Below are 26,304 nucleotides of genomic sequence, written 5' to 3' on the forward strand. Positions count from 1 at the left end.
TTGAGTCTATTGTTCTACTTTATTAGCGTATCAAAATTTTCAGACCGACACAAACATAAAGCATATAGACCTGCCTTTTTCAGACCTTAGTCGGAGAAGGCCATCAAATGACCCAGAAAAACAAGCCAACCATTACCGCCTGGATAATGCCTTTAGTCAATGCAGAAGTGATAAAGCCGACTACTGAACCGATTCCAGAACGGATTGATTTTTTGATTGATGATCTATTGACGATAATTTCTGCCAGTATGGCGCCGAGGAATGGACCGATGAGAATGCCGGCAAACGGGATGACGAATGGGCCGAAGATCAATCCGACAGTACTCCCCACTAAACCTGCTTTTGAACCGCCGAATTTCTTCACGCCGACTGCATTGGCTAAAAAGTCTGCACCGAACAACAACAGGACGAATAAGATTTCAATCAGCCAGAACCACCAAGGCAAATCAGAAAAGCTGAAAAACAGGCCATAAATGATGAATCCGCCAAAAATGAATAGCGACGCCGGGATGACCGGATAAACCAAGCCGATGAAACCAATGGCAAAAAACACAAGCACAAAAATCCAGCCGACAATTTCAAGCATCACGAGCCCTCCTTTACGATATAAAAACTCCCTTTCATCGTGCCCTACATTTCAAGAAATGTAAAGGATGAAAGGGAGTGTGGATCATGTGCGGTTGCCGAGGATGGCTTCCGCGATATTAACAGAGTGATCGCCGATGCGCTCCAAGTTGCTAACGATATCGACGAAAACGATTCCCGCTTGCGCAGAACATGCACCTTCGTTCAGGCGAAGAATGTGTTTCTTACGGAATTTGCGTTCCATTTTGTCGATCAAGTCTTCCTGCTCTGCTACTTCACGCGCAAGTTCATGGCTTGTCGTGTCGAGTGCATCAAGTGATTTTGAAACAGTGGCAATGGTCAATGTGAACATTTCGTCCAAGTCTTCCATCGCTTCCCCTGTCAATTTCACTTTATTGGCTTCCTGGTAATCGATCAATTCGATGATGTTCTCGAAGTGGTCGCCGATCCGTTCGATATCACGGACCGTTTCCATTAGCATTGTGTGGCGAGTCGAATCCGCTGCTGAAATCGACTCTGCGGAAATGAGCACCAGGTAATCGGTGATTTTGCCATCCAAGTTATTGATGGCATCTTCCAATTGATAGCCCATTTCAGCATTTTTCTTACTTTTCGTTTTCAAATATTCATACGTTTCTTCAAGACCTTGCACAGAATATTTACCCATGCGCAATACTTCTTCTTTAGCTTGTCCAAGAGCGATCGATGGTGACTGCTCGATAAAGTTCAAGTCCAAATGCTTCGGCTTGAATTCGATCAACACTTCATCCCCTGGAATCACTTTTGTTACAAGATATGCCCAAGCACCGATCAACGGGAATTGAATCATGGTGTTTACAATGTTAAATGTCCCGTGAGCGAATGCGATTTGCATTTTCGCCTCCAGATTCAAAACAACTGTGATCCACTCAACATATGCTGTAAATGGCACGAGCAAGATCAAGAAGATAATGGAGCCAATGACATTGAACAAGACATGGACAGCTGCTGCACGGCGCGCGGCAATGGACGTTCCAAGCGCGGCAAGAACGGCTGTTACCGTCGTCCCGATATTGTCACCGAATAGAACTGGCAAGGCGGCATCAAGAGAAAGTAGATTCTCTGCATAAAGCCCTTGCAGAATGGCAATCGTCCCACTCGAACTTTGAACGATGAAAGTGAAAATCGTCCCTGCTGCAACGCCGAGGACCGGGAATTCACTCAAGTTGACGGTCATGTCGATGAAAGCCGGCAATTCGCGCAACGGTTTCATTGCCCCACTCATCGTTTCCATCCCGAAGAACAATCCACCAAAACCAAAAATGACTTGCCCAATATTTTGGATTTGATTTTTCTTGATGAAGAAAATCAAGAACGCCCCTACTGCCATGATTGGCAAGGCAAATTCACCAACATCTAAGCCGATGATAAAGGCTGTTACCGTCGTCCCAATGTTCGCTCCCATGATAACGCCGATTGCTTGTCTTAGCGTCATGAATCCTGCACTAACGAGGCCGACGACGATAACGGTCGTCCCTGAACTCGATTGAATCAGAATCGTTACTACGATACCGACCAAGACTCCCATGAATGGATTGGTCGTAAAGCGGTCCAAGATATCCCGTAGTTTATCGCCTGCAGCTTTCTGCAAGGCATCGCCCATATACTTGATTGAGAATAGGAAAATACCGAGTCCCCCGAAGAAGGAAAACAGCAGTTCCTGCCAATTCATTTCCACGATTCACATTCAACTCCTAAATATAACGTAATGACACCTCACCTATTATGAAGACTTCGCTAAGTAAATGTAAATACCTTTATTGAAAATTTACAAACCCGTAACATAAGCCCCCTACAATCCTCATTTTACGTGATAATATTACAGTACAAACGGAAAGGAAGATCATTGTGAATCTGTACCAATTATTGAAAGCGAGCTTCATGGAACCGAAAAAACGGGCGGCGGTCCGTATTATGCCGATCGGCCGTATTCTCAAGTTCGTGTTTCTGTTCATCACCTTGCTGTCGATCCTGTCATTCACCGAGTTTCAACTCGGGATCGGTTCGAGCTCCTCAGACCTGGAAGGCTTACTGCAATTCATAGAAGAAATCGATTGGCTGCTGTACCCATTTGCGCTCGTTTTCCTATTTGTTTCAACGACGCTCTACCATTTTATTAAAATTAGCGTCTTTGCGGCATTTGGCTATGGCTTTCTTGTCTTGCTCAAGCGTCGCGGCGAATACCGGCATATGTGGCGCACAACGGCACTTGCCGTAACCGTCCCGACAATCACCGCGTATGTGGCAAGCTTCTGGGTCAATAGCTTATGGGTATCCTTCATCACCAGTTTGTGGACGCTGTTTCTTCTATATAGTGCAGCGCGATTTTACCCGAAAGCCCCGCCCGCCAAAAAAACACGCTAATATTGCATGGCTGTAAAGAATCCGCTCGGTACAGCCGTCTTTCTTGTCTTTTCAAACGAGACACTGCTAAAATGGCTATAGGCAAGAGAAATAGACCTGCACGGGAATTTCGTGCCAAGGTAAGCTGAGTAACCGTCCGGATTACCGGAAACTCACAAAAAGGAGAGATTTTTAACATGAGTGAAATGACTCACCGTTCAAAAACACGCCCCGTCAAAGTCGGCGATATTACGATTGGCGGAAGCAATGAACTATTCATACAAAGTATGGCGACAACAAAAACACACGACGTAGAAGCAACGGTCGCGGAGATTCTCCGCCTCGAAGAAGCCGGCTGCCAAGTCGTCCGTGTCGCATGTCCCGATGAGCGTGCAGCTTATGCCATCGGCGAAATCAAAAAACAAATCAACATCCCGCTCGTCGTCGATATCCATTTCGATTACAAATTGGCGTTGATCGCCATTGAGCAAGGCGCTGATAAAATCCGCATCAACCCGGGCAATATCGGCCGCCGCGAAAAAGTCGAAGCGGTTGTCAATGCAGCAAAAGCAAAAGGCATTCCAATCCGTATCGGCGTCAACGCCGGTTCACTTGAGCGCAAGATTCTCGAGAAATACGGCTACCCAACAGCGGACGGCATGGTCGAATCGGCCTTGCACCACATCAAGATCCTAGAAGACCTCGATTTCCACGACATCATCGTTTCGCTAAAAGCATCCGATGTTAGCCTGGCTGTTGAAGCATATGAAAAAGCTTCGAAAGCATTCGACTACCCGCTTCACCTCGGCATCACAGAATCCGGCACTTTGTTCTCCGGTACCGTGAAAAGTTCTGCAGGGCTTGGGGCATTGCTCGCTAAAGGCATCGGCAACACACTCCGCGTTTCGTTGAGTGCAGACCCTGTCGAAGAAGTCAAAGTGGCTCGTGAACTATTGAAAGTGTTCGGCTTGTCATCAAACGCAGCCACACTCATCTCATGCCCGACTTGCGGACGCATCGAGATCGACTTGATTTCCATCGCGAACGAAGTGGAAGAATACATCTCCCACATCAAAGCACCGCTTAAAGTCGCGGTACTCGGCTGCGCTGTTAACGGCCCAGGTGAAGCACGCGAAGCCGACATCGGCATCGCCGGTGCACGCGGTGAAGGCCTGCTGTTCATGCACGGCAAAACAGTCCGTAAAGTGCCTGAAGAAACCATGGTCGAGGAATTGAAGATCGAAATCGACAAATTGGCTGAAGAGTACTTTGCTAAACAAGCTGAAGAGAAAAAGCAAAAAGAACTGGAACAACAACAAGCATAAGGTTGTGATCATATGTACCGATTTGGCATTGATATCGATGGCACCGTCACCTGCCCCAGTTCATTGATTCCCCATATCAATGAAGCATTCGGCAGCGAACTAACTATCGAGGATATCCGGGAATACGACCTGACAGCTGCCTTGCCGCAGCTTGATAAAAAAGAGTTTTACTCCTGGTTCAAAAAGCACGAACCAAAAATTTATGCATCTTCCCCTATCTCGAAAGATGCCAAGCAAATTATTAACAATTGGAAAAACCAATACGAACTATATTTCATCTCTGCTCGTGGAGACAATGTTCGAAATGTCACATTCGATTGGTTTGAAGAGCATGCCATTGCTTATGACCATATTGAGTTAATCGGCACGCACAAGAAGATCAGTACCGCCAAAGCCCATCAAGTCGATTTGTTTTTTGAAGATAAACATGACAACGCGGTAGAGATTTCCGAGGAATTGGATATCCCAGTCATCTTGTTCGACACCCCTTACAATCGTGAGCCGGTGCCGAATAAGGTAGTCCGTGTCTATGATTGGCTTGAAGCCGAACAATGGGTGAAAAAAGAGTTCGGTGTTCAACAGGAAGTGCTTAAAGGATAAACGAAGAGCGCAAGTCTATCTTGCGCTCTTTTTCTATGGCATTTTATCTCCAAAGCCCAAAAAGGAGCTGACAGCATTAGCTGTCAGCTCCTTTTTGTTCGTGCAGTTTATTTACACTCCGGGCATTTCCCGTAGATTTCGAATTTGTGGTTGTCAATCTCATAAGCCGGCAATGCCGCACCCAATAAATCCATTGGGCATAGCGGAATTTCTTTGATTTTGCCGCAGTCCATGCAGATAAAATGATGGTGGTGATGGTCGCTTTCACAATGCATGCGGAAATGCTTTTCACCAGACAACTCGGTCGCTTCTAAAATATCGAGCGAGACAAACGTTGCCAAATTACGGTAGACCGTGTCATAGCTCATGCTTGGATAGTCTTTTTGCATGACATCCAAAATATCGCGAGCCGTCAGATAGCGTTCGTCCCCCTCAAAAATTTCCAGAATCTGATTGCGTTTTGTCGTTTCTTTAAAACCGTTTTCTTTCAGGATGCCCCACGCTTTATTTAAGTTCATGCGGCTGCCCCCCTTTTCTTAGATAACGAGATTTTCCGATAAGCCAGAATGACCAATAAAATAGCTATGGACGTGACGACAATCGTACCGCCTGGTGCCAAATCGAAGTAAAAAGCAGCCACCAGGCCGGCGAGGACCGAGATTTCACCGAATAAAATCGATAGCCAAATCGTTTGCTTGAAACTCTTGGCGACGCGCATGGCCGTTGCCACTGGAATGGTCATCAAGGATGACACCAATAGGATACCGACAATGCGCATCGACCCGGCAATGACTAAGGCGGTAACGATCATAAATAAAAAATGAATCCATTTTGCCGGCAAACCGGATGCCCGCGCGTATTCGTCGTCAAAAGACAAGACGAAAAGCTCTTTAAAGAAAATGCGGATAAACGCCAGTACGATAACAGCGATCCCAGCGACGATATAGAGATCCTGCCGGCTAACGGCTGACACTGTGCCAAACAAATAACCGAACAAATCGCTAGAAAACCCTTCTGCAAGGGAAATGAAAATGGCACCAAAGCCAATCCCTGCAGACAAGATAATCGGAATTGCCAGTTCCTCATAATGTTTATAGACACCGCGCAGGCGCTCAATGAGCATTGAGCCCATTACCGATGAGGCGATTCCGAGATAAAGCGGGTTCAATAGGGCAAGCGCGCCGACACTTTGGCTTAAATACAGGCTTCCGGCAATGCCGGCAAGCGTTACGTGGCTAAGGGCATCGGCGATCAGCGACAGCCTTCGGACGACGATAAAGACACCAAGCAATGGCGCAATAACGCCGATGATCAAGCCGGATGCAAATGCGTTTTGTAGAAATTCATAGGATAAGATGGCTTCAAGCATGCGTATGGCTTCCTCCCGTGTGATGGATTTTCCGAACGGAATGGCCATACCAAGCTTCACGCTTCTCGTCGCTCATCGTATGCAATTGGTCTTTGAAGCCGTGGAAATGGATGGTCTGGTTCAAGCACGCCACATGCGAAATGCGGTCGGTCACCGTATCGACGTCATGCGTTACCAGAACAAGAGTGATATTGCGCTCGCGGTTTAGCGCTGCGAGCATATCGTAGAATGCCTGAACGTTTTGGACATCGATGCCGACAGTCGGCTCATCAAGAATGAGCACTTTCGGCTTAGCAACAAGTGCCCGGGCGATAAAGATGCGCTGCTGCTGGCCCCCAGAAAGTTCGCTAATGCTGCGGTACTTGAACGATTTCATGCCAACCGCATCCAGCGCTTCTTCGACCTGCTCCGAAGTGTTTTTCGGCAGTTTATGGAACAACCCAGCTTTTTTAGCGAGCCCCCCTGCTACCACTTCTTGGACAGTAGCCGGAAAAGCAGAGTTAAACGAATTCGATTTCTGTGACACGTAACCGATCCACTCGCGATTTTTGAATTTTTTGGAGTCAATGCCAAACAATTCGACACTGCCTTCGGATGGTTGGATGAGCCCGAGCATAATTTTCAATAAAGTCGATTTTCCCGATCCATTAGGGCCGAGTATCGCTAGAAAATCACCTTCTTCCACGGCCATCGAAATGTGGTCCAATGCTGTTGTTTGTTCATATTCATAACTGACTTCTTTAATGTTGATCAATGGCGCTGCCATAGAGACGCCCCTTTTCCAATAAGAATGATTACGATTTACTTTAAAAGTATAGTGCAGTTGGACGCTTCTGTAAACCGTTTGGGCTTTAATTAAAGCTTTTTAGAGTTGGAATAGGAAAATTGTAAATCGTAAAGACCCGTCCGCTAATTCTTTTTTTGCGGTGTCTATCCCTTTTTTCCGAATACAAAAGGCTGTTTGAAATGCCTTATTTCATGGCATTTCAGAACAGCCTTTTCACTTGCTTTATTAGGATTCAATCGGGAACTTCATCTTTTCGATTTCAGCGGGTGCGAATACGCCGTTTTTAAACATCTCAATTTCGTATGCATAAGGCGCTTGCTTGTTTTTCGCATCTAGGCCGACATAAGGCGTTTCCAATATTTTCGGCACATGCATCAATTGTTTATGGTGGACAATTGAATTGAGTGCCTTAAATCCGATTTCGCCGAAGCCGATGTTTTCATGGCGGTCTTTTCCTGCCCCGCGCACATTTTTGCTGTCATTGATATGCAGCACTTGCAGGCGGTCGATTCCGATCAAGCGATCGAATTCCTCGAGCACTCCGTCAAAATCTTCTTTGATATCATAACCGGCATCATGAACGTGGCATGTATCAAAACAGACCGACAAACGTTCGTTATGCGTTACCCCGTTGATGATTGCTGCGAGTTCCTCGAAGCTGCGGCCGATTTCACTACCCTTTCCAGCCATCGTCTCAAGGGCGATATTGACCGGAAAATCCTGTGTTAATACTTCGTTCAAGCCTTCGATAATTTTCTGGGTTCCGGCTTCGACTCCGGCACCAACATGGGCGCCGGGATGCAGTACAATCTGTTCCGCTCCAAGCGCTGCGGTACGTTCGATTTCGGATTGCAGGAATTCAACGCCGAGCTCAAAAGTAGCCGGTTTGGTGGTGTTGGCGATATTGATGATATAAGGTGCGTGAACGATGATATTTGACAGCCCATGCTCCGCCATATGCGCTCTGCCTGCTTCGATATTAAGTTCCTCGATCGGTTTACGGCGCGTATTTTGCGGTGCGCCCGTATAAATCATAAAAGTCGAAGAGCCGTAGGAAGCGGCTTCCTCACTGGCTCCGAGAAGCATTTTTTTGCCACTCATCGAGACGTGCGATCCTAATAGCATATAACTACCCCTTACTTTTTGCGGTTTTTGCGGCGTTCCGCTTTTTTGATTTCATCCATTTTCCATTTCATTTTCTTCTTGTACATCGGTTTAACACTTTTCGGTTTATGGACCATCGATTTTGCCTTAGTATCGGCCTCATTTTCCGTACGCACACGTTTTTTACGGCCGTGGCGCTCTTTCATGTCAGCAAATTCACCTTTGACGATATCTTTTTGCTGGAAAGGAATGCCCATCTTCTCGACGCGGACAATAGCATCTTCATCTTCCGGGCTGAACATGGTGATCGCGACGCCTTTAAGTCCTGCGCGCGCAGTACGCCCGACGCGGTGAATGAAGAATTCCAGATCCTCTGGCAATTCGTAGTTGATGACATGGCTGACGCCTTGGATATCGATTCCACGTGCGGCAAGGTCTGTCGCCACGATATATTGATACTCCAGATCGCGTACTTGTTTCATCATCTTAACGCGTTCGCGCGGTGCCAAGTCTCCATGGATTTTCCCTACGCGAATGCCGTTTTTCGATAATTCCTCTGCGATGTAATCAGCATTGGTACGCGTGTTAACAAAGATAATCGCAAGGTATGGATTGATAATCTTCATAATCTCTTGCAAGCGCTCCACTTTTTTCTTGCTGCGCACTGGCACAAGATAAAAGTCCAAGCCTTCAGCAGCCGGGCGCTTGTCACCGATTTTGATGTGCGCTGGGTTAGCCATGTATTTTTTCAAGAAAGGCTTTAATTTTTCCGGGATGGTTGCAGAGAACACGTACATCTCCAAATCATCACGCATTTTTCCAGCGACTTGGTCAATTTCTTCGATAAAGCCCATGTCAAATGCCAAGTCCGCCTCATCGACGACTAGGATTTTTGCTGTATGGACGAGCAAAGCGTTTTCGTTAACCAGATCTTTTAAACGTCCTGGCGTCCCGATGACGATATGCGGCTGTGTTTTCAGTTTATTGATCGAACGTTGTTTGTCTGTTCCACCGATAAATGATTTGACTTCGATGCCGGAATCGCCAATCAGTTTCTGGATTTCATTGAAAATTTGCGTTCCCAGTTCTCGCGTTGGCGCTGCGATTACTGCTTGAACTTCCTGTTTCGACACATCTATGCGTTCGACGATTGGGATGATAAAACTATGGGTCTTGCCTGTACCTGTATGGGACTGGCCAATGGCACTGTTTCCACTCATGATTTGTGGAATCATTTCCTTTTGGATTGCTGTCGGTTCTTTAAAACCGAGTTTTTCGACCGCTTCAAGCAAAAATGGCTTGAGACGGTATTCGTTGAATTTTGTCATGGGATATAGTTCCCTCCTTAAGCTCTCGCTATTATAGCATAAAATGGCGCTGCTACGCGATGCAACTTTTGTAAACAAGCGGCGTCTCCGTTATAATGAAGTCATGATGTTGAAAGGAGTGCGGTTTGATAATGAAAGTAAAAAAGATTTCGCCAAGAGGCTATTGCTACGGGGTAGTGGATGCCATGGTCATCGCAAAAAACGCAGCCATGGATGAGACTTTGCCGCGCCCGATTTATATACTGGGCATGATTGTCCATAATAAACACGTAACCGATGCCTTTGAACAAGATGGCATCATTACACTCGATGGTACCAACCGACTCGAGATCCTGGAAAAAGTTGAAACGGGTACCGTGATTTTCACAGCGCACGGCGTTTCCCCTCAAGTGCGTGAACTGGCCCGCAGAAAAGGGCTTGTGTCGATCGATGCCACTTGCCCGGATGTGACAGTGACGCATGACTTGATCCGCGAGAAAACTGCAGAAGGCTACCATATCATTTATATTGGCAAGAGCGGCCACCCGGAACCGGAAGGCGCAATTGGCGTTGCTCCGGACCTCGTCCATTTGGTCGAAAAGATCGAAGACGTCAACGCCCTTGAGCTGGAAGAAGATAAGATCATCATCACTAACCAGACAACGATGAGCCAATGGGACGTTGTTCATTTGATGGAGCGCTTGAAAGAACGCTTTCCACAAGCAGAAGTGCATAAGGAGATTTGTCTCGCTACACAAGTTCGGCAAGAAGCCGTTGCGGAACAAGCCGGTGATACCGATCTATTATTGGTTATCGGCGACCCAATGAGCAATAACTCCAACCGGTTGGCGCAAGTCTCTCAAGATATCGCCGGCACGCCTGCTTACCGTATCTCTGACTTGTCCGAATTAAAATTAGAATGGCTCGAAGGCATCGAAACTGTCGCCTTGACGGCTGGTGCATCGACGCCGACGCCAATCGTTAAAGAAGTCATGAAGTTCTTGGATCAATACGATCCGGAAGATCCGGAAACGCACACACTCGAGCGTTCCGTCCCACTTAATAAAATCTTACCGAAGATCAAGCATCCGAAACCATCGGATCGCATTGAACCGTATCCAGTAAATGAATAAGCTATGAAAAAGAGGCCCTGAATGGGGCCTCTTTTTCAGGTTGGCGAGAAAGGTAAAAAGTCGTATTTTCCGAAGCTTATCGCTCGCTTTCCTCGGGGCGGGAATCGAGCCTCCTCGTCACTTCGTTCCTGCGGGGTCTCTCAAACCCGCTAATCCCGTAGGAGTCGAGCGAACACTTCTCCAAATACTTAGAGAGTTCGTGGACTTTCATTGTAGAATTATCTCCCACTCTTTTCATCAATAGAGGATAATATACTTCTTCAACACTCTGAAAAAGAGGCCCTGATTGGGGCCTCTTTTTTAAAGTTTATTTTAAACGAAACGGCTCTGTATTTACTTCAGATGGCAAAAACTCGCATTGCCAATTTGCGCCTTTTTCCGTCATATGGTCGACGACCCCACGGATCATCACCTTTTCAACATGATGGCCTGGGTCGATCACGGACAAGCCAATTGCCTGGGCATCTTGTGCTACGTGGAAATATAGATCTCCTGTGATATAGGCATCCGCTCCGGCACGTTTGGCTTGCTGGATGTATTTATTGCCGTCACCGCCGAGAACGGCCACTTTTCTTATAGTTTCATCACCAGTGCCGACAACACGGACAAAAGGCACATCCAAGCTTGTTTTCACATGTTCCGCGAACATATCCAAGCTCATCTCTTCTTTCAAGCGTCCAACACGCCCAAGCCCCATCGGCAGTTCTTTGTTTTCCAAAGTGAAGACGTCGTATGCCGGCTCCTCATAAGGGTGCGCCGCAATCATAGCCCGGATCACGCGATCTTTCTCGGCCTTTCTGACGACGACTTCAATTTTAGATTCTGCTGTTTTTTCCATTTTTCCGGTCTCGCCGATATAGGGATCCGCTGAGGCTGTTGGCCGGAAGCGTCCAGTGCCTGATAAAGTATAACTGCAATGCTCATAATCACCGATGGCTCCGGCACCTGCATCGCCAAATGCTTTTCGCACTTGGTCTTCGTGACTTTCCGGTACGAATGCCGCGATCTTCACAAGTTCCGCTTCATAGGTTTTCACCAATACGCTTGTCTCGCTCAAGCCAAGCGCCTCTGCCAACAAGTCATTGACGCCGCCCCATGCGACATCGAGATTGGTATGCGCGGCATATACCGCAATATCATTTTTAATCAATTTCTCCATCAGACGGCCTTGAGGAAAATCGGTCTGAAGATGCTTTAGCGGCCGAAAAATTGGGGGATGATGCGCAATGATGAGCCCTGCTCCTTTTTCGATCGCTTCGTCCACCACAGCCTCATCAACGTCTAGCGTTACTAGCACACGTTCGACTTTTTTATTCAAGGTGCCAACGTGCAGGCCGATGGGGTCCCCTTCCATCGCCAAGTATTTCGGCGACCATTTCTCAAATTCTTCAATAATCTGTTGCCCGTTAGGAATTTTCATCCGCGAACACCTCTTCCATCAATGCGATTTTTTCGAGCAATTGCTCTTTTTTCGTACGAATGTCTTCGGTTTGTGTTGTGTTTTCCAAGCGTTCGGCGATGGCTTTCCACTGCGCCGCTTCGCGTTGCCATTTTTCCTTGAATACTTCAGTTCGCTGTTTGAGCAACTCCGGGCCGAATAATAATTGCTTAGCATCCAGCTCTACTTTTTCTTCAGTTGGCTCCAGCACGAGAATTTCATAGATTTTGTCTTTTTCTTTCAAAATCTCTTCTGCAACTGTTTGCCAGCCGTTTTCAACAGCCCATAGGCGAATCGCTTGGGCGTGGACGTTCGGCTGCAAAATCAAGCGCTCTACGCCTTTAAGACGGTCTTTGCCATCTTCCAAAATCGACGCAATAAGCGAGCCGCCCATGCCAGCGATGGTCACTGTTGTTATGCCATCAGACGGTTCGATGGCTTCCAGCCCTGGTGCGAGCCGAACCGTGATCTTGTCTTCCAGTCCCTCTGCTTGAACTTGTTTTTTCGCCGATTCATAGGGACCTTTGACGATTTCTCCGGCTACTGCGCGGACGGCCCCGCCGTTATGTAAAAGATGGCAGGGCAGGTATGCGTGATCCGACCCGATATCTGCGACGACCGCATCCGCCTGCACATGGGCGGCCACTTTCATTAATCGAACTGATAATTGCTGCGCGTTCATAAAGTTCCTCCTAATTGACAAAAAACCCTTAGCTCCAAAAAGAACTAAGGGTTTTTGATGCTATTCGAGTGATAATACCCACTCAGCCATTGCTGCTACGTTCTCTTCAGGAACAAGACCTGCAGGCATCGATCCTTTACCGTTGATCAAAATCTCTTCGATTTCTTCTTGGCCAAGTTCAGTAGCCACTAGTGATGGGCCTACTCCGCCTTCATAGCTTGAACCGTGGCAAGAAATACAGTTGGCTTCTGCTGTAGCTGCTGGGTCGAAGTCGCCGCTTTCTGCTTCTTCTCCGCCTTCGCCTTCAGCCGCTTCGCCGCCTTCTTCTTCTGCTGCATGTTCTTCAGCAATTTCAGCTTCGTTGCCGACTCCTTCCAATGATAGGAAGAAAATCAGGCCAATACCGAAAGCCATGATTAAGATATAAGGTACAATTGCATTCTTTTGCATCCGTAACCCTCCTTCTGCTGTGTTCTGCTTGATGATAGTATAAGTATCACTCATTATTGTACTGTATTATCCAGTAAACGAAAAGCCATAACGAATAATATTTGCCGTATTGTGACAAAATCGGTAAATTCGAAGGATTCAGTTGACGGCAGTCAACAAGCAGTTAAAGTCACACAGTTTTCATGTCCCTCGCTCAGCAGCCGACCATCCGCGAGATGACCATGCGCTGCACTTCAGAAGTTCCTTCACCGATCTCTAGGAGCTTGGCATCACGCATATAACGTTCGACTTCGTACTCTTTCATATAGCCGTAGCCGCCATGGATCTGGATGGCTTCATCAGCCACTTCCATCGCCATTTCGGATGCATACAGCTTCGCCATAGACGCTTCTTTTGTGAACGGGCGCCCCTGATCTTTCAGCCATGCCGCTTTGTAGACCATATTGCGTGCCAGTTCAATCTTCATCGCCATATCCGCAAGTTTGAATTGCGTGACTTGGAACTCGGATAAAGTTTTGCCGAATTGCTTGCGCTCTTTTGCATAGGCAAGGGCTTTATTGAACGCGCCTTGCGCGATCCCGACTGCCATCGCTGCAATGCCGATGCGTCCGCCGTCAAGCGTCACGAGAAATTGCTTAAAGCCTTCGCCGCGTTTGCCGAGCAGGTTTTCTTTTGGCACACGAACATTTTCGAGAACCAATTCCGTCGTATTCGATGCATTCAAGCCCATTTTCTCGTAATTATCGATAATGGTGAAGCCTTCTGCATCCGTCGGCACGATAATGGCACTGATTTCTTTTTTGCCATCATTCATGCCTGTTATGGCGGTGATCGCCAAATGTTTCGCATGGCTTGCATTTGTGATATATACTTTCGATCCATTAATGACCCAATCGTCCCCGTCTTCTACCGCACGGGTTTCCGTACCACCAGCATCCGACCCGGCATTTGGTTCAGTCAGTCCGAATGCGCCAAACGATTCTCCCGTACAGATCGGCGTCAAATATTTCTGTTTCTGCTCTTCTGTACCGAACAAGCTGAGCGGTGCACCGCCAAGTGAAATATGGGCAGAATACGTGATACCTGTTGAAGCACAGACACGGCTCAATTCTTCCGTAACAATCGCAAAACTGGTACTATCTGCTCCAGCGCCCCCATAAGCCTCATCAAACGGCAAACCCATCATCCCCATGTCAGACAGCTGCTTGAATGCTTGTTTCGGAAATTCTTTTGTGCGGTCGCGCTCGACAGCGCCGGGTGCCACTACTTTATCGGCGAATTCCCGCATCGTTTTTTTGATCATCTGTTGTTCTTGTGTCAAATCGAAATTCATGTCTTACATCCCCTTTGTTGTGAATACGCTTACAATATTCATTATATAGCTAAAATTCCGACACAAGCAAGGCATAACGGAAAGTTATTCCAATATCTCGTTAAGTATCGCGATATGCAGTGTTTATCGGGCAGCCGATTTGCAAACAAAAAAATCCTTCCAAGCATATCGCTCGGAAGGATTGACTCATTTTATTCTAAGAAGTCTTTCAAACGTTTGCTGCGCGATGGATGGCGCAGTTTACGCAAAGCTTTCGCTTCAATTTGGCGAATGCGCTCACGCGTTACTCCAAATACTTTGCCGACTTCCTCGAGTGTCCGCGTGCGGCCATCGTCCAAGCCGAAGCGCAAGCGCAATACGTTTTCTTCTCTATCGGTCAATGTATCCAGTACATCTTCTAATTGCTCTTTCAATAGCTCGTATGCCGCATGGTCAGATGGCGATTGCGCATCGGAATCTTCAATGAAATCTCCCAAATGTGAATCGTCTTCTTCACCGATTGGCGTCTCAAGCGAAACTGGCTCTTGTGCGATTTTTAGAATCTCGCGTACTTTTTCAGGCAATAGGTCCATTTCTTCGCCGATTTCCTCTGGCGAAGGCTCACGGCCAAGATCTTGCAATAGCTGACGCTGCACACGGATCAATTTATTGATCGTTTCCACCATGTGAACCGGGATTCGAATGGTGCGGGCTTGGTCAGCGATGGCGCGGGTAATGGCCTGGCGGATCCACCATGTAGCATAGGTACTGAATTTAAAGCCTTTCGAGTAGTCGAATTTCTCGACTGCTTTGATCAAGCCCATATTCCCTTCCTGAATCAGATCCAGGAATAGCATACCGCGGCCCACGTAGCGTTTGGCAATCGATACGACAAGACGCAAGTTAGCCTCTGCCAAGCGTTTCTTCGCTTCCTCGTCGCCTTGTTCGATCAGTTTGGCAAGGCGAACTTCTTCTTCCGCCTTCAACAGATCCACGCGCCCGATTTCTTTCAAGTACATACGGACCGGGTCGTTGATTTTAACGCCTGGCGGGACGCTTAAGTCGTTCAAGTCGAACTTCTCTTCTGTCGGTTTCATGAGACGGTCCAAATGTTCTTCATCGTCGCTTTTGCGTTCGAGTTCGATGCCGTGCCCTTCCAATTGATCGATGAATTCTTCTACTTGGTCCGATTCCATTTCAAAAATAGCTAATTTGTCGGCAATCTGTTCGTAGTTCAATTCTCCGGTTTTTTTCCCTTGCTCGATCAATTGCTTTTTCGCGTCTTCTACACTTGCTTCCGGACCTTCAGTAGGCATCGGGATGCTGTTTGTTACGACTTCTGTTTGGCGTTCAGATTTCTCAGCCATACAACTTCCTCCTTTAGAAAAAACCGGAATAATCTACAATGATTTCCGTAAAGCAATCACTTCTTGTGCTAGAAGCAAAGCGCGCTTCAAATCATGCTGTTTTTCCGCTTCTTTTGATTGCTGGATTTTTAAATTAATTTGTTGCTCGATGCGATGCTTATTCAAATGCTTCAAACAATCTTCAATCTCTTCTTCCGGGTGATCGGGATCTCTCTCAGCTAAAGCTGTTTCCATTACAAGTTTTCGGAGCTCCTGGTCTGTCAGGGTTTCCAGAAACTTATGAAAATCTGCCTTTTCCCATTCTTCGTAAAATCCGAGAAGCTGAACATACAGCGCTTGGTATTCCTCGCTGATGAACGGGATGGTTTCTACTTCACGGGCCAGCTTGTCCATTACGGCGGGGTCTGCAAGTGCATGAGCAAACAATAACCGTTCTGCCCGGTGCAGCGACGTAATTTTCTTTTGCTCTCTTCTGGGAGCTGCCTGGACCGATTCCGCTGCTTTTGGCCGGCTGCGTTCAATGCTACGTGTTTCTAAGCGCCTGTACTGCTGCAAAATGGCTTCTTCTGAAAGCTTGGTTTCGGCCGACAGCTGCTTAATATACAAATCCCTTTCAACAGGAGAGGATTTTCCAGCCAATAACTGAAGCACCTCTTGAATGTATTGAAGGAGATCGTTTTCGTATTGGAAGTTCTTGTGACGGCGCGCATGCATCATCGCAAAAGCGATAAAGGTTTGCGGCTTTTCGATAATGTGCTCCCGAAAAGCATCGGCACCGTTTTGACGAACATAATCATCGGGGTCCATGCCATTCGGCAACACCGCAATCCCGACTTTAAAATTCGCTTCCTCGAGCGGAACAGCTGCTCGTTTTGCTGCTTCCCATCCAGCGTCATCTCCATCAAAGCACACCACCACCTCCTGCGCGAAGCGCTTCATCTGGCGGATATGCTGTGAGGTCAGCGAAGTCCCCATGGTAGCGAGGGCATTGTCGATGCCAGCTTTTCCAGCGGCGATGACGTCCATGAATCCTTCAAATAGAATGATTTTCCTATTTTTCCGGATCGCGCCGCGTGCTAAATGAACGTTATAGAGAACTTGGCTTTTTTGAAAGATCGGCGACTCCGGGCTGTTCATGTATTTCGCTTCCTGTTTCGACTGTTCAAGGACCCTTCCCGAAAAGGCAATAGCCTTGCCATTCTCGTTCATGATGGGAAACATGATACGGCCGCGGAAACGATCAAACCAGCCATCGGACTTTTCACGTTTGATGGCTAGGCCGCTCGCTTCCAGTTGTTCATCGTCATACCCTTTTCTGCGCAGCGCCACTTCCATATAGTTCCATTCTGGAAGAGCCCAGCCGATGCGGTATTTTTCGATGATTTCCTGAGTGAAGCCTCGATTTTCCAAATAATCAAGTGCTGCTTGCCCTTCTTCAGTGTTCAGCAAAATATGATGGTACATATCAGCAGCGAATTCATGCATCAAAATGAGCGGGTCGTCATTTCTAGTTTGTGCTGCCCCTTTGCCTTCGCTTGACTGCACATCGACTTCGATTCCTGAGCGCTCGCCTAATTTGGCCAGTGCTTCCTGGAAGTTAATGTTTTCAATATCCATCAAGAACGTAATGGCGTTGCCGCCAGCTCCGCAGCCAAAGCAATGGAAAATCTGTTTATCAGCCGTCACAGAAAACGACGGTGTACTTTCCCCGTGGAATGGGCAAAGGCCGAACCAATTGCGGCCCCTTTTTGTCAATTGGACATATTCGCCCACAACATCCACAATATCCGCTTTGGAACGGATTTCTTCGATTACTTCTTCAGGAATTCGATTGGACACTTTATCACCATCTTTATTTGCTTACTTTACTTTATTCGTTGAAATTTAGTGAAATCCTTCAAATTTCGACAAAAAAGATGGGAAAGCTCATTATGTTATTAGTAAGCTTTAGCCACAATTCTTCATTATAAAACGTTTTTTTGTAAAAATCCACAGAAAGGCGTAGAAAAAGGGTCTTTACATTAATACAAGCATAAGAAAAACCGCCCTGACAGGCGGAGTCTTCTTACTGTTTCTGGAGTTTGCCAAGAATTAAATTAGCAGTTTCCTCAACGGCGCGATTCGTGACATCAAGTGTTTCGCAGCCGATACGATCGACCACTTTACGGAAATGGACGATTTCTTCATGGATACGGTCTAACTTCGCATAATTGGCATCATCATTCAAGCCGAGTGCAATCAAGCGTTCTTTCCGGATATTGTTCAGTTTCTCCGGTGAAATGACTAAGCCGAAGCATTTTTTAGGATCCACATCGAACAGTTCATCCGGAGGGTCCACTTCTGGCACTAGTGGGACATTGGCGACTTTCAAGCGTTTATGGGCCAAGTACTGAGATAATGGGGTTTTTGACGTTCGCGATACGCCGACTAAGACGATATCCGCAAGTAAAATGCCGCGCGGGTCGCGCCCGTCATCGTATTTAACAGCAAACTCGATCGCTTCGACTTTTTTAAAGTAGTCATCGTCAAGCTTACGGACAAGCCCAGCTTCGCCGATGGGTGCCGAATGCAGCTCTTCCTCGAGTGCATCGAGCAACGGGCCCATCAAGTCGATCGCCTTGATGCTGTGGCGGGCCGTTTCGCGTTCGACGAAATGGCGAAGTTCTTTTGATACAAGCGTATAAACGATTACAGCTCGCTGTCCTTCTGCCAATTTGATGATCTCTTGTAAGTGATCGACGGAATCGATATAGGGAAACCGTTTCAAGACAGCATTTTGTTCTGTGTTCAAGTATTGGCTAATCGCCGCTTTTGCGACCAGCTCGCCAGTTTCTCCTACCGAATCGGAGACAATAAAAACACGCAATAAACTCATATTCTGCACCTCACAGTTCGTGGTTTTCCGAAAGGGACAAAAATGCCCATGTGATATTAGTCTTAGTCAGCCTGCCGACGACCTTATACCCTTCCGGTTGTTCTTCAACGACCGGCAATGCGTCGATTTGTTGGTTGATCAGCCGGTTTGCAGCCTGTATGAGCGAATCATTGCGCAAGCAAAACGTAATATTCGGCATGCGCGTCATGATAATATGTACAGGAATAGCATTCAGATCCTGATTGCCAAGGCTCGTGCGCAATAGATCTTTACGCGACAAAACACCAGCGAGGCAGGATTTTTTATCCACAACAAAAAGCGTCCCGACGTCATCCAAAAACATCTGGCTGATGGCATCGTATACGCTGACATCTTCCCTGACTACGACAGGGATTGACTGAAAGTCTTTTACTTTCATATTGTTCATCGTATCGGTGATATCCTGGCCCGGTTTCTTGCCCGAGTAAAAATAACCGACACGCGGCCTGGCATCCAAAAAGCCGGCCATCGTCAAAATCGCCAGATCTGGCCGAAGCGTTGCACGCGTTAGATTCAGACGGTCCGCAATTTGCTCGCCTGTAATCGGGCCATTGCCTTTGACGATCTGTAAAATTTCCTCTTGCCGCTTATTGAGTTCGATTGGACTCACCGCCTCAAATTCAAATATGTTATACTCAATATCGATTATTATATACTATTACATGCTATATTGCGAAGAAAAGATTGCCGTGATACAATAATCGGGAATCAAATATTGGCATTGAGGGATCGATAAGTACCGCGCATGAAGCGAGCAGGGATGGTGAAAGCCTGCAACTGCGGGAAACGGCAATCCGGAGCCATAGGTAAGCAAGAGGGCTGGAGTTTCAGCCAATCGAGGTGGAACCGCGGGTAACGTACTCGTCCTCGGACATTAGTCCGTGGCGTGTGCGATTTTTTTATTTTATGGAGGTTATGAAGATGTCAATGGAAAAAGTAGTATCATTAGCCAAACACCGGGGATTCGTTTTTCCGGGCTCAGAAATTTACGGCGGCCTTGCCAACACATGGGATTATGGCCCACTCGGCATTGAGCTGAAAAACAACATCAAAAAAGCATGGTGGAAAAAATTCGTCCAGGAATCGGTTCATAATGTCGGTCTAGATGCCGCTATCTTGATGAACCCAAAAACTTGGGAAGCATCTGGCCACCTTGGCAATTTCAACGACCCGATGATCGATTGCAAATCCTGCAAATCGCGCCACCGTGCAGATAAACTCATCGAAAACGCATTGGATGAAAAAGGCATCGAATTGATCGTCGACGGCTTATCGTTCGATCGCATGAAAGAATTGATCGACGAGCACGAAATCACATGCCCGACTTGCGGCAAAGCCGATTTCACCGAAATCCGCCAGTTTAACTTGATGTTCAAAACGTTCCAAGGCGTTACCGAGTCTTCTACAAACGAAGTTTACTTGCGCCCGGAAACAGCGCAAGGGATTTTCGTCAATTATAAAAACGTCCAGCGCTCGATGCGCAAAAAAATGCCTTTCGGGATCGCCCAGATCGGTAAGAGCTTCCGTAACGAAATCACACCGGGGAACTTCACGTTCCGCACACGTGAATTTGAACAAATGGAACTTGAGTTTTTCTGCAAACCAGGCGAAGACCTTGAATGGTATGCATACTGGCGCGATTTCTGCAAAAACTGGCTGCTTGAGTTGAATATGAGCGAAAGCAATATGCGCTTGCGCGAGCACGATGCTGATGAGTTGTCCCATTACTCGAATGCCACTGTCGACATCGAGTATAAATTCCCGTTCGGCTGGGGCGAACTATGGGGCATCGCTGACCGCACCGATTTCGATTTGAAGCGCCACATGGAGTATTCGGGAGAAGACTTCAATTACATCGACCCGCAAACAAACGAACGCTACGTGCCGTATTGCATCGAGCCATCCCTCGGCGCTGACCGCGTGACACTCGCTTTCTTAGTCGATGCATTCCAAGAAGAAGCATTGGACAATGACGATACCCGTACGGTCTTAAAATTCCACCCGGCACTTGCGCCGTATAAAGCTGCCGTATTGCCGTTATCAAAAAAACTATCCGAAGGCGCAACAGAAGTGTTCGCCGACCTTGCGAAGCATTTCATGGTCGATTACGACGAATCTCAATCGATCGGTAAACGCTACCGCCGTCAGGATGAAATCGGTACGCCATTCTGCATCACTTACGATTTCGACTCAGTCGAAGACGGGGAAGTGACCGTTCGCCACCGCGATTCTATGGAACAAGTCCGCATGCCAATTAAAGACGTGCAAGCTTATATCGAACAGCATATTCAATTTTAATGAAAAAAAGACATCCCGAGGCTAATCGCCTTCTGGGATGTCTTTTTTAGGTTCTGGAAAGAATTCCGGGGTGCGTTCGAGTTGTTCAAGAAATGAGCGCGATTTCAGTCGGATGCCCGCCTGTTCTTCGTAAATCGTCCGAACGATTTGCTTGAGCAAAGTCTTGGATTCTTTCTTTAAAGTCAAGGCGCCGACGCGTTCGATCGGCACGAAATAAAACGTGCGGATCAACTTCACGAGCGCCGGGCTCAAACGGATAATATAGCGGTCGAGATGGAAGCAACGGTGGCATAGAAAGCCTAGTTCCTGGAACGAGAATGCGAATTCCCCTTCCGTCGCCCCGCAATTGGCACATTCGTGCAAGGTAGGGGTCAGCCCGGCTACGCGCAACATTTTCCATTCGACAAATAAGGTAATCGCTTCCGGGTCATAGCCGTCTGCAATTGCATGGAGAGCTTGATACAGCATGTCGTAAATGGCCGGCTGAGGCTCGTCTTGTTCGGTCAGCCGGTCGACAAGTTCTGTTACATAGCTCGCATAAGCAGTGGCCATAATGTCTTCGCGGATGTAACGCAGCGATTCCAATTGGTCACCCGCCTGCAATGTGCCCATGCCACGTCCTTTGTAGATAGAAAAGACGCCATGCGTGAATGGCTGGGTGATCGCGGCTAAGCGGCTTGCGGGCTTTTTGGCACCGCGCGCCATGCACGTGATCTTTCCCGCTTCTTTTGTAAACAAAGTGACGATTTTATTATTTTCGCCATAGGGGCGTGTACGGATAACAATGGCTTCGAGTTGGTTCTGCATGAGCCAGGCTCCTTAGTATTCGTCGTCTCGGAAACCGAAATCACGGAGATGCATTGCTTTATTGCGCCAATCTTTCTGGACTTTTACCCACAGTTCCAAATACACTTTCGTGCCAAGCAAGTTTTCGATATCCTTGCGTGCACGAGTTCCAATTTCTTTCAACAATGCACCCTTTTTACCGATAACAATCCCTTTTTGGGAATCGCGTTCGACCATGATTGTCGCTTGAACACGGATCATGTTTTCGCTTTCTTCATCTTTGGCGATTTTGTCAATAACCACAGCGATCGAATGCGGAATTTCCTCGCGCGTTAAATGCAAAGCTTTTTCGCGGATCAATTCCGAAATGATAAAGCGTTCCGGATGGTCCGTCACTTGATCAGATGGATAATACTGAGGTCCTTCCGGCAAGCGTTCGCCAATTTTCGCGAGCAAGTTCTCTACATTATTGCCTTGCAAGGCAGAAATCGGAATCGCTTCGGCAAAATCGAATTCATTGCGGTAGGATTCAACGATTTTTGGCAAATTATCGGGATGCACTTGGTCGATTTTGTTAAGTACCAAGAAAACCGGCACATCGATGCCCTTCAACATATCGAGCACATAACGATCCTGTTTGCCGATACGGTCTGCTGCACTGACGACAAATAACAGGACATCTACTTCGCGGAATGTGTTTTTCGCGACTTTCAGCATGAAATCCCCAAGCTTATGCTTCGGTTCGTTGATGCCTGGTGTGTCGATAAAGACCATTTGGCTATTGTCATTCGTCACGACGCCTTGAACTTTATTGCGTGTTGTTTGCGGCTTGTCGCTCATGATGGCGATTTTCTGCCCAACTACACGGTTCAAAAACGTTGATTTCCCAACATTTGGACGGCCGATAATGGAGATGAACCCTGATTTGTATCCGTTATTTCCTTGCTGCATAGTCTAAATCCCCCGTTGTGAAAGCGCCTGGTAGCAATTCAGCGATTGTCGTCTCAGACACCGCGCCTTCTAGATTCGTTAAATAAACCGGCATATCCGGAGCACAGAACTCCACCAATACTTGTCGGCATGCCCCACACGGCGCAACCGGCCCTTTCGTGTCAGCAGCTACTGCCAAAGCCTCAAACTGCATAACGCCTTCTGATACAGCCTTAAAGACTGCTGTGCGCTCTGCACAATTGGTCAATGAATAGCCCGCATTTTCAATATTGCAACCCGTATAAACTTCGCCATCTTTCGTCAATAGCGCCGCTCCTACCGGGAATTTCGAATACGGCACGTAGGCATTGCCACGCGCCGAAATTGCTTGTTCCATCAATTGTTGTTTGTCCATTTTCATCACTCACTTTTCTGTATTCACCATAGCACCCTGCTGCCTGAACGGTTAAAACCATTTAGGCAAAAAGATCAGTAAACCGATTATAGCACTTGTCACAGCAAATACCAAAACCGCTCCTGCTGCCATGTCTTTTGCCTGCTTCGCCAAGGGGTGGCGTTCTTCGGTAACGAGGTCCACGGTCCGCTCTAGCGCAGAATTGATCAATTCAAGTGCGAACATGCCGCCGATCAATATAATCACCAGCATCCATTCCATCTGGTCAAGGCCGGTCCAGATCCCAGCAATCGCAACAATCACGGCCGAAAACAAGTGGACTTGCATATTCTGTTCCCGTTTTAATGAAGTGCCAATCCCTTGCGCAGCAAAACGGAAAGAGGAGAGAAACCTAGTCAGCCTCATGTGCATCACGCGTAACGCCAAGAGAAACTAAAATCTCTTCCTGTTTGCCGAACATTTCTTTTTCGTCCTGCTCATTCATATGATCGTAACCAAGCAGATGCAAGAAGCCATGCACCGCTAAAAACCCGAGTTCGCGTTCGAAGCTGTGCCCGTATTCCTCTGCCTGAAGCTTTGTGCGTTCTACCGAGATAATGATATCACCGAGCAAACGGGGCCCTGTTTCACCGATGATCGCTACTTCCTCTTCTCCTTGTTCTTCCATTGAAAAAGAAATGACATCCGTGGCTTGATCTTTTTCCCGGTAATCCCGGTTAATCGCGCGAATCGATTCGTCATCTGTGAATGTGACCGATACTTCTGCCTCACCCGTCTTTTCATGATGTGCCGCATGTTCTAGCACCTTGCTGACAAAGGCCAGCGCCTCATCGCCTAATTGTTTCGTTTCGTCAATAAAGTCAATCGTTAGCATCACTTTTCCTCCTCTATTCGTATTATTTTCTGTCATCGGGATAAGCGATCCTGGAATGAAAAATGCCATTCAAAGTTTCGCACATGACATTTTTTACCCGCTTCAGTTCTTTTAACGTTATATCACATTCATCAAACTGTCCATCTTTCAACTTGTCTTCCGTGATCGCATCGACCATTTCGCGGATTTTCTCTGTGCTCGGTGCTTCCATCGAACGCACTGCCGCTTCTAGACTGTCCGCCACCATAATAATAGCAACTTCTCGCGTCTGCGGTTTCGGCCCCTTGTAACGGTATTCCTGCTCAGGAATCTCGTCATTGTGCTTTTTCGCTTTATAATAGAAAAACTTCAATAATGTCGTGCCATGGTGCTGTTCTGCAATATCGATCAATTCTTTCGGCATTTTATTTTTTCGTAAAATCGCAGCGCCATCTTGTCCATGCGCAAGGATGATATTCCGGCTTTGTTGTGGTGTCAGCTGGTCATGCGGATTGCCATGGGACTGATTTTCGATGAAATACTGTGGGGTGATGGTCTTTCCGATATCGTGATAATAACAGCCGACACGCGCAAGCAATCCATTCGCTCCGATCGCTTCACATGCCGCATCCGAAAGATTCGCCACCATGACGCTATGGTGATACGTGCCTGGTGTTTCAGTCAAAATCTTTTTAAGCAAAGGATGGTTCGGATTCGACAACTCCAGCAGTTTCATCGTCGATAAGATGCCAAATGCCGTTTCAAACAGCGGCAATACACCGGTCGCAAGCGTCCCAGACAAGAGACCAGCTGCCAGTGCGGCTGCTACATAAAATGCAATTTCTTCTACGGTGTATTGGCTTTGGTTAACCAAAAGGTAAAATGCGACATACAATAAGTGGACACCGCCGACCGCCAAACTGATCGGCAGAATACGGATGCTTCTGTGCCCATTGCGTATTAAGTAAATACCGGTCAAGCCACCAAACAACACGTACAAAGCGGAATCCATCTGAAATACACCAGCATAGCCGCTTTGCAGCATCATTCCTGCGCTGGCACTTAGCAAAATCGTCACATAGACCGCTGTCCGCTCATCGATCAATAAGCGTATCAAAATGCCAGCCAGCGCGGTCGGATAGATAAAGTCGATGACCACTTCAAAATTGCCGCTGATGATTTCAAGCAGTTTCATAATGGCCAAAGACAAAGCGATCACCACAAACACGATGGTTAAGCGGATCGCCTTTTTGACGCCTTCAATTTTTGCGCTTTGCAAAACCAGCAGCAACAGTCCTGCTGCGATGAGTACAAACAAGCCTAAGGCAAGCACTGAACGGTAATTCGATTGTTGTTCAGTCATACCCGCCAGTTCCAATTGACGGTATACTTCCCGGTCAATCAATTGGCCTTCTTGGATCAGAACTTGCCCTTGCAAGATACGCGTCGGTTCAACGCTTGCCCGTGCCTGTTCGATTTGTTGTTCTGTCAAATCATCATTGACCAGTTCATTTGGGACAATGCTTGACCGGGCAATAGCCGCAGCTGCCGGGATTGCAGTAGCCGGCACTTGTTCGTTTTCACGGATTTCTTGCTCAGCCGCATTGCGTGCTTGTGTCAGCCCTGCTTCCCGAAGTGGGTCTTGCAAGACGGATAACACTTGATTGCGTACTTCCCGTTCGATGCGCAAGATCATGTCTTCTTCCAAGTCAAGCAGCGACATGAGCATATCATCAGTCAAGCGAAGCCCATTTTCATTTTGTTCAAACAAGCGGATCGATTCACGCAGGCTACTCAAGGACGCATCTAGATTTCTTGGTCCCGGTTCGCTTTCGTCCTCTCCGCTTGGTTCAGCCGCGCTCTTTGCTTCTAGCACATAACCGAACAGTGAATCGACGACTGCCGCTTGGTTATCGGCCACTTCTTCAATGTAACGGTAACTAGGCTGCACTTCCTGAGCTGCCCGTGTCCGTTCCAGTTCTGTCCTCACGGGATCTTCAACCGTTTTCGCCGCCCGTATGGTTTCCTCTGACAATTGGAATAATTCCACTTCGTATGTATCTGTTGTCATTGTATTATACAAAAACCCAAACATGAGCAGCGCTGTCAATAAACTGATGCCGATCAAGACTGCAGGAGCCCCGAATCGCACATAAATGCGTCTGATCCACCTCGCCATTCGACCACCTCACTATTCTTCTTTCATCATACCAATACAACAGGCTTTTTTCATCGCCCCTTGCAAATTAATAACAATTTTCTAGACC

At 47.2% G+C, this 26,304-nt stretch carries 26 protein-coding genes; 5 read left to right on the forward strand and 21 right to left on the reverse strand.

Features of this window, described 5'->3' with window-relative positions; translation table 11 throughout:
* Positions 1 to 103 precede the first annotated feature (103 nt).
* Complete coding sequence (locus AY633_RS10725; RefSeq protein WP_068488359.1) at positions 104 to 586, reverse strand: DUF456 domain-containing protein; 483 nt, start codon at positions 584 to 586, stop codon at positions 104 to 106.
* Between the two features lie 84 nt (positions 587 to 670).
* Positions 671 to 2,302: a Na/Pi cotransporter family protein gene (locus tag AY633_RS10730; protein WP_068488360.1), complete on the reverse strand. Its 1,632-nt coding sequence runs from the start codon at positions 2,300 to 2,302 to the stop codon at positions 671 to 673.
* Between the two features lie 170 nt (positions 2,303 to 2,472).
* On the opposite strand from AY633_RS10730, the gene AY633_RS10735 reads away from it, so the two are divergent.
* The 3 genes from AY633_RS10735 to AY633_RS10745 all read left to right on the forward strand — a co-directional run bounded on the left by AY633_RS10735 (position 2,473) and on the right by AY633_RS10745 (position 4,892).
* Positions 2,473 to 2,988, forward strand: coding sequence for a DUF1189 family protein (locus AY633_RS10735; protein WP_068488361.1), 516 nt, complete (start codon positions 2,473 to 2,475; stop codon positions 2,986 to 2,988).
* 185 nt (positions 2,989 to 3,173) lie between these two features.
* Positions 3,174 to 4,292 (forward strand): flavodoxin-dependent (E)-4-hydroxy-3-methylbut-2-enyl-diphosphate synthase, encoded by a 1,119-nt coding sequence (gene ispG, locus AY633_RS10740; RefSeq protein WP_171900920.1) that lies wholly within the window; start codon positions 3,174 to 3,176, stop codon positions 4,290 to 4,292.
* 12 nt (positions 4,293 to 4,304) lie between these two features.
* Complete coding sequence (locus tag AY633_RS10745) at positions 4,305 to 4,892, forward strand: hypothetical protein (RefSeq protein ID WP_068488362.1); 588 nt, start codon at positions 4,305 to 4,307, stop codon at positions 4,890 to 4,892.
* Positions 4,893 to 4,999: 107 nt separating this feature from the next.
* Here AY633_RS10745 and AY633_RS10750 read toward each other — a convergent pair whose 3' ends face one another.
* The 5 genes from AY633_RS10750 to AY633_RS10770 all read right to left on the reverse strand — a co-directional run bounded on the left by AY633_RS10750 (position 5,000) and on the right by AY633_RS10770 (position 9,480).
* Entirely contained in the window at positions 5,000 to 5,410 is a 411-nt protein-coding gene (locus AY633_RS10750; protein WP_068462005.1) for a Fur family transcriptional regulator, read from the reverse strand.
* Positions 5,407 to 6,261 carry a metal ABC transporter permease gene (locus tag AY633_RS10755; protein ID WP_068488363.1) on the reverse strand — a complete coding sequence of 285 codons (855 nt, stop codon included), beginning with the start codon at positions 6,259 to 6,261 and terminating at the stop codon, positions 5,407 to 5,409. The genes AY633_RS10750 and AY633_RS10755 overlap by 4 nt, the downstream gene beginning before the upstream one ends.
* A complete protein-coding gene (locus AY633_RS10760; protein WP_068488364.1) occupies positions 6,254 to 7,027 on the reverse strand; it encodes a metal ABC transporter ATP-binding protein in 774 nt (257 codons plus the stop codon). Before AY633_RS10760 ends, AY633_RS10755 begins: the two co-directional genes overlap by 8 nt.
* A 246-nt stretch (positions 7,028 to 7,273) precedes the next feature.
* Positions 7,274 to 8,173: a deoxyribonuclease IV gene (locus tag AY633_RS10765; protein ID WP_068488365.1), complete on the reverse strand. Its 900-nt coding sequence runs from the start codon at positions 8,171 to 8,173 to the stop codon at positions 7,274 to 7,276.
* A gap of 11 nt (positions 8,174 to 8,184) precedes the next feature.
* Positions 8,185 to 9,480: a DEAD/DEAH box helicase gene (locus AY633_RS10770; RefSeq protein WP_068461998.1), complete on the reverse strand. Its 1,296-nt coding sequence runs from the start codon at positions 9,478 to 9,480 to the stop codon at positions 8,185 to 8,187.
* A 131-nt stretch (positions 9,481 to 9,611) separates the two neighbouring features.
* Here AY633_RS10770 and AY633_RS10775 point away from each other — a divergent pair, with 131 nt between their 5' ends.
* On the forward strand, positions 9,612 to 10,592 hold the full coding sequence (locus AY633_RS10775) for a 4-hydroxy-3-methylbut-2-enyl diphosphate reductase (protein WP_068488366.1): 981 nt from the start codon (positions 9,612 to 9,614) through the stop codon (positions 10,590 to 10,592).
* Between the two features lie 307 nt (positions 10,593 to 10,899).
* Here the strand turns inward: AY633_RS10775 and AY633_RS10780 are convergent, their stop codons facing one another.
* From AY633_RS10780 to AY633_RS10815, 8 genes are all read right to left on the reverse strand, one after another.
* A complete protein-coding gene (locus AY633_RS10780) occupies positions 10,900 to 12,012 on the reverse strand; it encodes a Nif3-like dinuclear metal center hexameric protein (protein WP_068488367.1) in 1,113 nt (370 codons plus the stop codon).
* The gene (locus tag AY633_RS10785) at positions 11,999 to 12,712 is read right to left on the reverse strand and encodes a tRNA (adenine(22)-N(1))-methyltransferase (RefSeq protein WP_068488368.1); all 714 of its coding nucleotides are present in this window, start codon (positions 12,710 to 12,712) and stop codon (positions 11,999 to 12,001) included. The genes AY633_RS10780 and AY633_RS10785 overlap by 14 nt, the downstream gene beginning before the upstream one ends.
* 60 nt (positions 12,713 to 12,772) lie before the next feature.
* A complete protein-coding gene (cccA, locus tag AY633_RS10790) occupies positions 12,773 to 13,162 on the reverse strand; it encodes a cytochrome c550 (RefSeq protein ID WP_068488369.1) in 390 nt (129 codons plus the stop codon).
* A gap of 193 nt (positions 13,163 to 13,355) precedes the next feature.
* Entirely contained in the window at positions 13,356 to 14,495 is a 1,140-nt protein-coding gene (locus tag AY633_RS10795; protein WP_068488370.1) for an acyl-CoA dehydrogenase, read from the reverse strand.
* Between the two features lie 191 nt (positions 14,496 to 14,686).
* On the reverse strand, positions 14,687 to 15,841 hold the full coding sequence (rpoD, locus tag AY633_RS10800) for an RNA polymerase sigma factor RpoD (RefSeq protein ID WP_068461987.1): 1,155 nt from the start codon (positions 15,839 to 15,841) through the stop codon (positions 14,687 to 14,689).
* 33 nt (positions 15,842 to 15,874) lie between these two features.
* The gene (gene dnaG / locus AY633_RS10805) at positions 15,875 to 17,680 is read right to left on the reverse strand and encodes a DNA primase (protein ID WP_068488371.1); all 1,806 of its coding nucleotides are present in this window, start codon (positions 17,678 to 17,680) and stop codon (positions 15,875 to 15,877) included.
* Between the two features lie 226 nt (positions 17,681 to 17,906).
* Complete coding sequence (locus AY633_RS10810) at positions 17,907 to 18,716, reverse strand: pyruvate, water dikinase regulatory protein (protein ID WP_068461983.1); 810 nt, start codon at positions 18,714 to 18,716, stop codon at positions 17,907 to 17,909.
* Between the two features lie 10 nt (positions 18,717 to 18,726).
* Entirely contained in the window at positions 18,727 to 19,365 is a 639-nt protein-coding gene (locus tag AY633_RS10815) for a helix-turn-helix transcriptional regulator (RefSeq protein ID WP_068488372.1), read from the reverse strand.
* A 311-nt stretch (positions 19,366 to 19,676) separates the two neighbouring features.
* On the opposite strand from AY633_RS10815, the gene AY633_RS10820 reads away from it, so the two are divergent.
* Positions 19,677 to 21,053: a glycine--tRNA ligase gene (locus AY633_RS10820; protein WP_171900885.1), complete on the forward strand. Its 1,377-nt coding sequence runs from the start codon at positions 19,677 to 19,679 to the stop codon at positions 21,051 to 21,053.
* A 21-nt stretch (positions 21,054 to 21,074) separates the two neighbouring features.
* Here AY633_RS10820 and recO read toward each other — a convergent pair whose 3' ends face one another.
* Genes recO through AY633_RS10850 form a run of 6 tightly spaced genes read right to left on the reverse strand, consistent with a single transcriptional unit; the run spans position 21,075 to position 26,216 of the window.
* Positions 21,075 to 21,860, reverse strand: a complete 786-nt coding sequence (gene recO, locus AY633_RS10825; RefSeq protein ID WP_068488373.1) for a DNA repair protein RecO — start codon at positions 21,858 to 21,860, stop codon at positions 21,075 to 21,077.
* 12 nt (positions 21,861 to 21,872) lie between these two features.
* The gene (era, locus tag AY633_RS10830; protein ID WP_068488374.1) at positions 21,873 to 22,790 is read right to left on the reverse strand and encodes a GTPase Era; all 918 of its coding nucleotides are present in this window, start codon (positions 22,788 to 22,790) and stop codon (positions 21,873 to 21,875) included.
* Entirely contained in the window at positions 22,774 to 23,184 is a 411-nt protein-coding gene (locus AY633_RS10835) for a cytidine deaminase (protein WP_068488582.1), read from the reverse strand. Before AY633_RS10835 ends, era begins: the two co-directional genes overlap by 17 nt.
* Positions 23,185 to 23,235: 51 nt before the next feature.
* A complete protein-coding gene (locus AY633_RS10840) occupies positions 23,236 to 23,589 on the reverse strand; it encodes a diacylglycerol kinase family protein (RefSeq protein WP_068465661.1) in 354 nt (117 codons plus the stop codon).
* Positions 23,576 to 24,061: an rRNA maturation RNase YbeY gene (gene ybeY / locus AY633_RS10845; protein WP_171900884.1), complete on the reverse strand. Its 486-nt coding sequence runs from the start codon at positions 24,059 to 24,061 to the stop codon at positions 23,576 to 23,578. The genes AY633_RS10840 and ybeY overlap by 14 nt, the downstream gene beginning before the upstream one ends.
* 19 nt (positions 24,062 to 24,080) lie before the next feature.
* Positions 24,081 to 26,216: an HD family phosphohydrolase gene (locus AY633_RS10850; RefSeq protein ID WP_068488376.1), complete on the reverse strand. Its 2,136-nt coding sequence runs from the start codon at positions 26,214 to 26,216 to the stop codon at positions 24,081 to 24,083.
* Positions 26,217 to 26,304: the final 88 nt, after the last annotated feature.

Source organism: Planococcus maritimus, from assembly GCF_001592825.1.
Classification (GTDB): Bacteria; Bacillota; Bacilli; order Bacillales_A; family Planococcaceae; genus Planococcus; species Planococcus maritimus_C.

Bases quoted from the DNA above. Each gene is read 5' to 3' on its own strand.
- AY633_RS10725 (WP_068488359.1), bottom strand. From the start codon at position 586: ATGCTTGAAATTGTCGGCTGGATTTTTGTGCTTGTGTTTTTTGCCATT.
- ispG (WP_171900920.1), top strand. From the start codon at position 3,174: ATGACTCACCGTTCAAAAACACGCCCCGTCAAAGTCGGCGATATTACG.
- AY633_RS10745 (WP_068488362.1), top strand. From the start codon at position 4,305: ATGTACCGATTTGGCATTGATATCGATGGCACCGTCACCTGCCCCAGT.
- AY633_RS10750 (WP_068462005.1), bottom strand. From the start codon at position 5,410: ATGAACTTAAATAAAGCGTGGGGCATCCTGAAAGAAAACGGTTTTAAA.
- AY633_RS10755 (WP_068488363.1), bottom strand. From the start codon at position 6,261: ATGCTTGAAGCCATCTTATCCTATGAATTTCTACAAAACGCATTTGCA.
- AY633_RS10760 (WP_068488364.1), bottom strand. From the start codon at position 7,027: ATGGCAGCGCCATTGATCAACATTAAAGAAGTCAGTTATGAATATGAA.
- AY633_RS10765 (WP_068488365.1), bottom strand. From the start codon at position 8,173: ATGCTATTAGGATCGCACGTCTCGATGAGTGGCAAAAAAATGCTTCTC.
- AY633_RS10770 (WP_068461998.1), bottom strand. From the start codon at position 9,480: ATGACAAAATTCAACGAATACCGTCTCAAGCCATTTTTGCTTGAAGCG.
- AY633_RS10775 (WP_068488366.1), top strand. From the start codon at position 9,612: ATGAAAGTAAAAAAGATTTCGCCAAGAGGCTATTGCTACGGGGTAGTG.
- AY633_RS10780 (WP_068488367.1), bottom strand. From the start codon at position 12,012: ATGAAAATTCCTAACGGGCAACAGATTATTGAAGAATTTGAGAAATGG.
- AY633_RS10785 (WP_068488368.1), bottom strand. From the start codon at position 12,712: ATGAACGCGCAGCAATTATCAGTTCGATTAATGAAAGTGGCCGCCCAT.
- cccA (WP_068488369.1), bottom strand. From the start codon at position 13,162: ATGCAAAAGAATGCAATTGTACCTTATATCTTAATCATGGCTTTCGGT.
- AY633_RS10795 (WP_068488370.1), bottom strand. From the start codon at position 14,495: ATGAATTTCGATTTGACACAAGAACAACAGATGATCAAAAAAACGATG.
- rpoD (WP_068461987.1), bottom strand. From the start codon at position 15,841: ATGGCTGAGAAATCTGAACGCCAAACAGAAGTCGTAACAAACAGCATC.
- AY633_RS10810 (WP_068461983.1), bottom strand. From the start codon at position 18,716: ATGAGTTTATTGCGTGTTTTTATTGTCTCCGATTCGGTAGGAGAAACT.
- AY633_RS10820 (WP_171900885.1), top strand. From the start codon at position 19,677: ATGTCAATGGAAAAAGTAGTATCATTAGCCAAACACCGGGGATTCGTT.
- recO (WP_068488373.1), bottom strand. From the start codon at position 21,860: ATGCAGAACCAACTCGAAGCCATTGTTATCCGTACACGCCCCTATGGC.
- era (WP_068488374.1), bottom strand. From the start codon at position 22,790: ATGCAGCAAGGAAATAACGGATACAAATCAGGGTTCATCTCCATTATC.
- AY633_RS10835 (WP_068488582.1), bottom strand. From the start codon at position 23,184: ATGGACAAACAACAATTGATGGAACAAGCAATTTCGGCGCGTGGCAAT.
- AY633_RS10840 (WP_068465661.1), bottom strand. From the start codon at position 23,589: ATGAGGCTGACTAGGTTTCTCTCCTCTTTCCGTTTTGCTGCGCAAGGG.
- AY633_RS10850 (WP_068488376.1), bottom strand. From the start codon at position 26,216: ATGGCGAGGTGGATCAGACGCATTTATGTGCGATTCGGGGCTCCTGCA.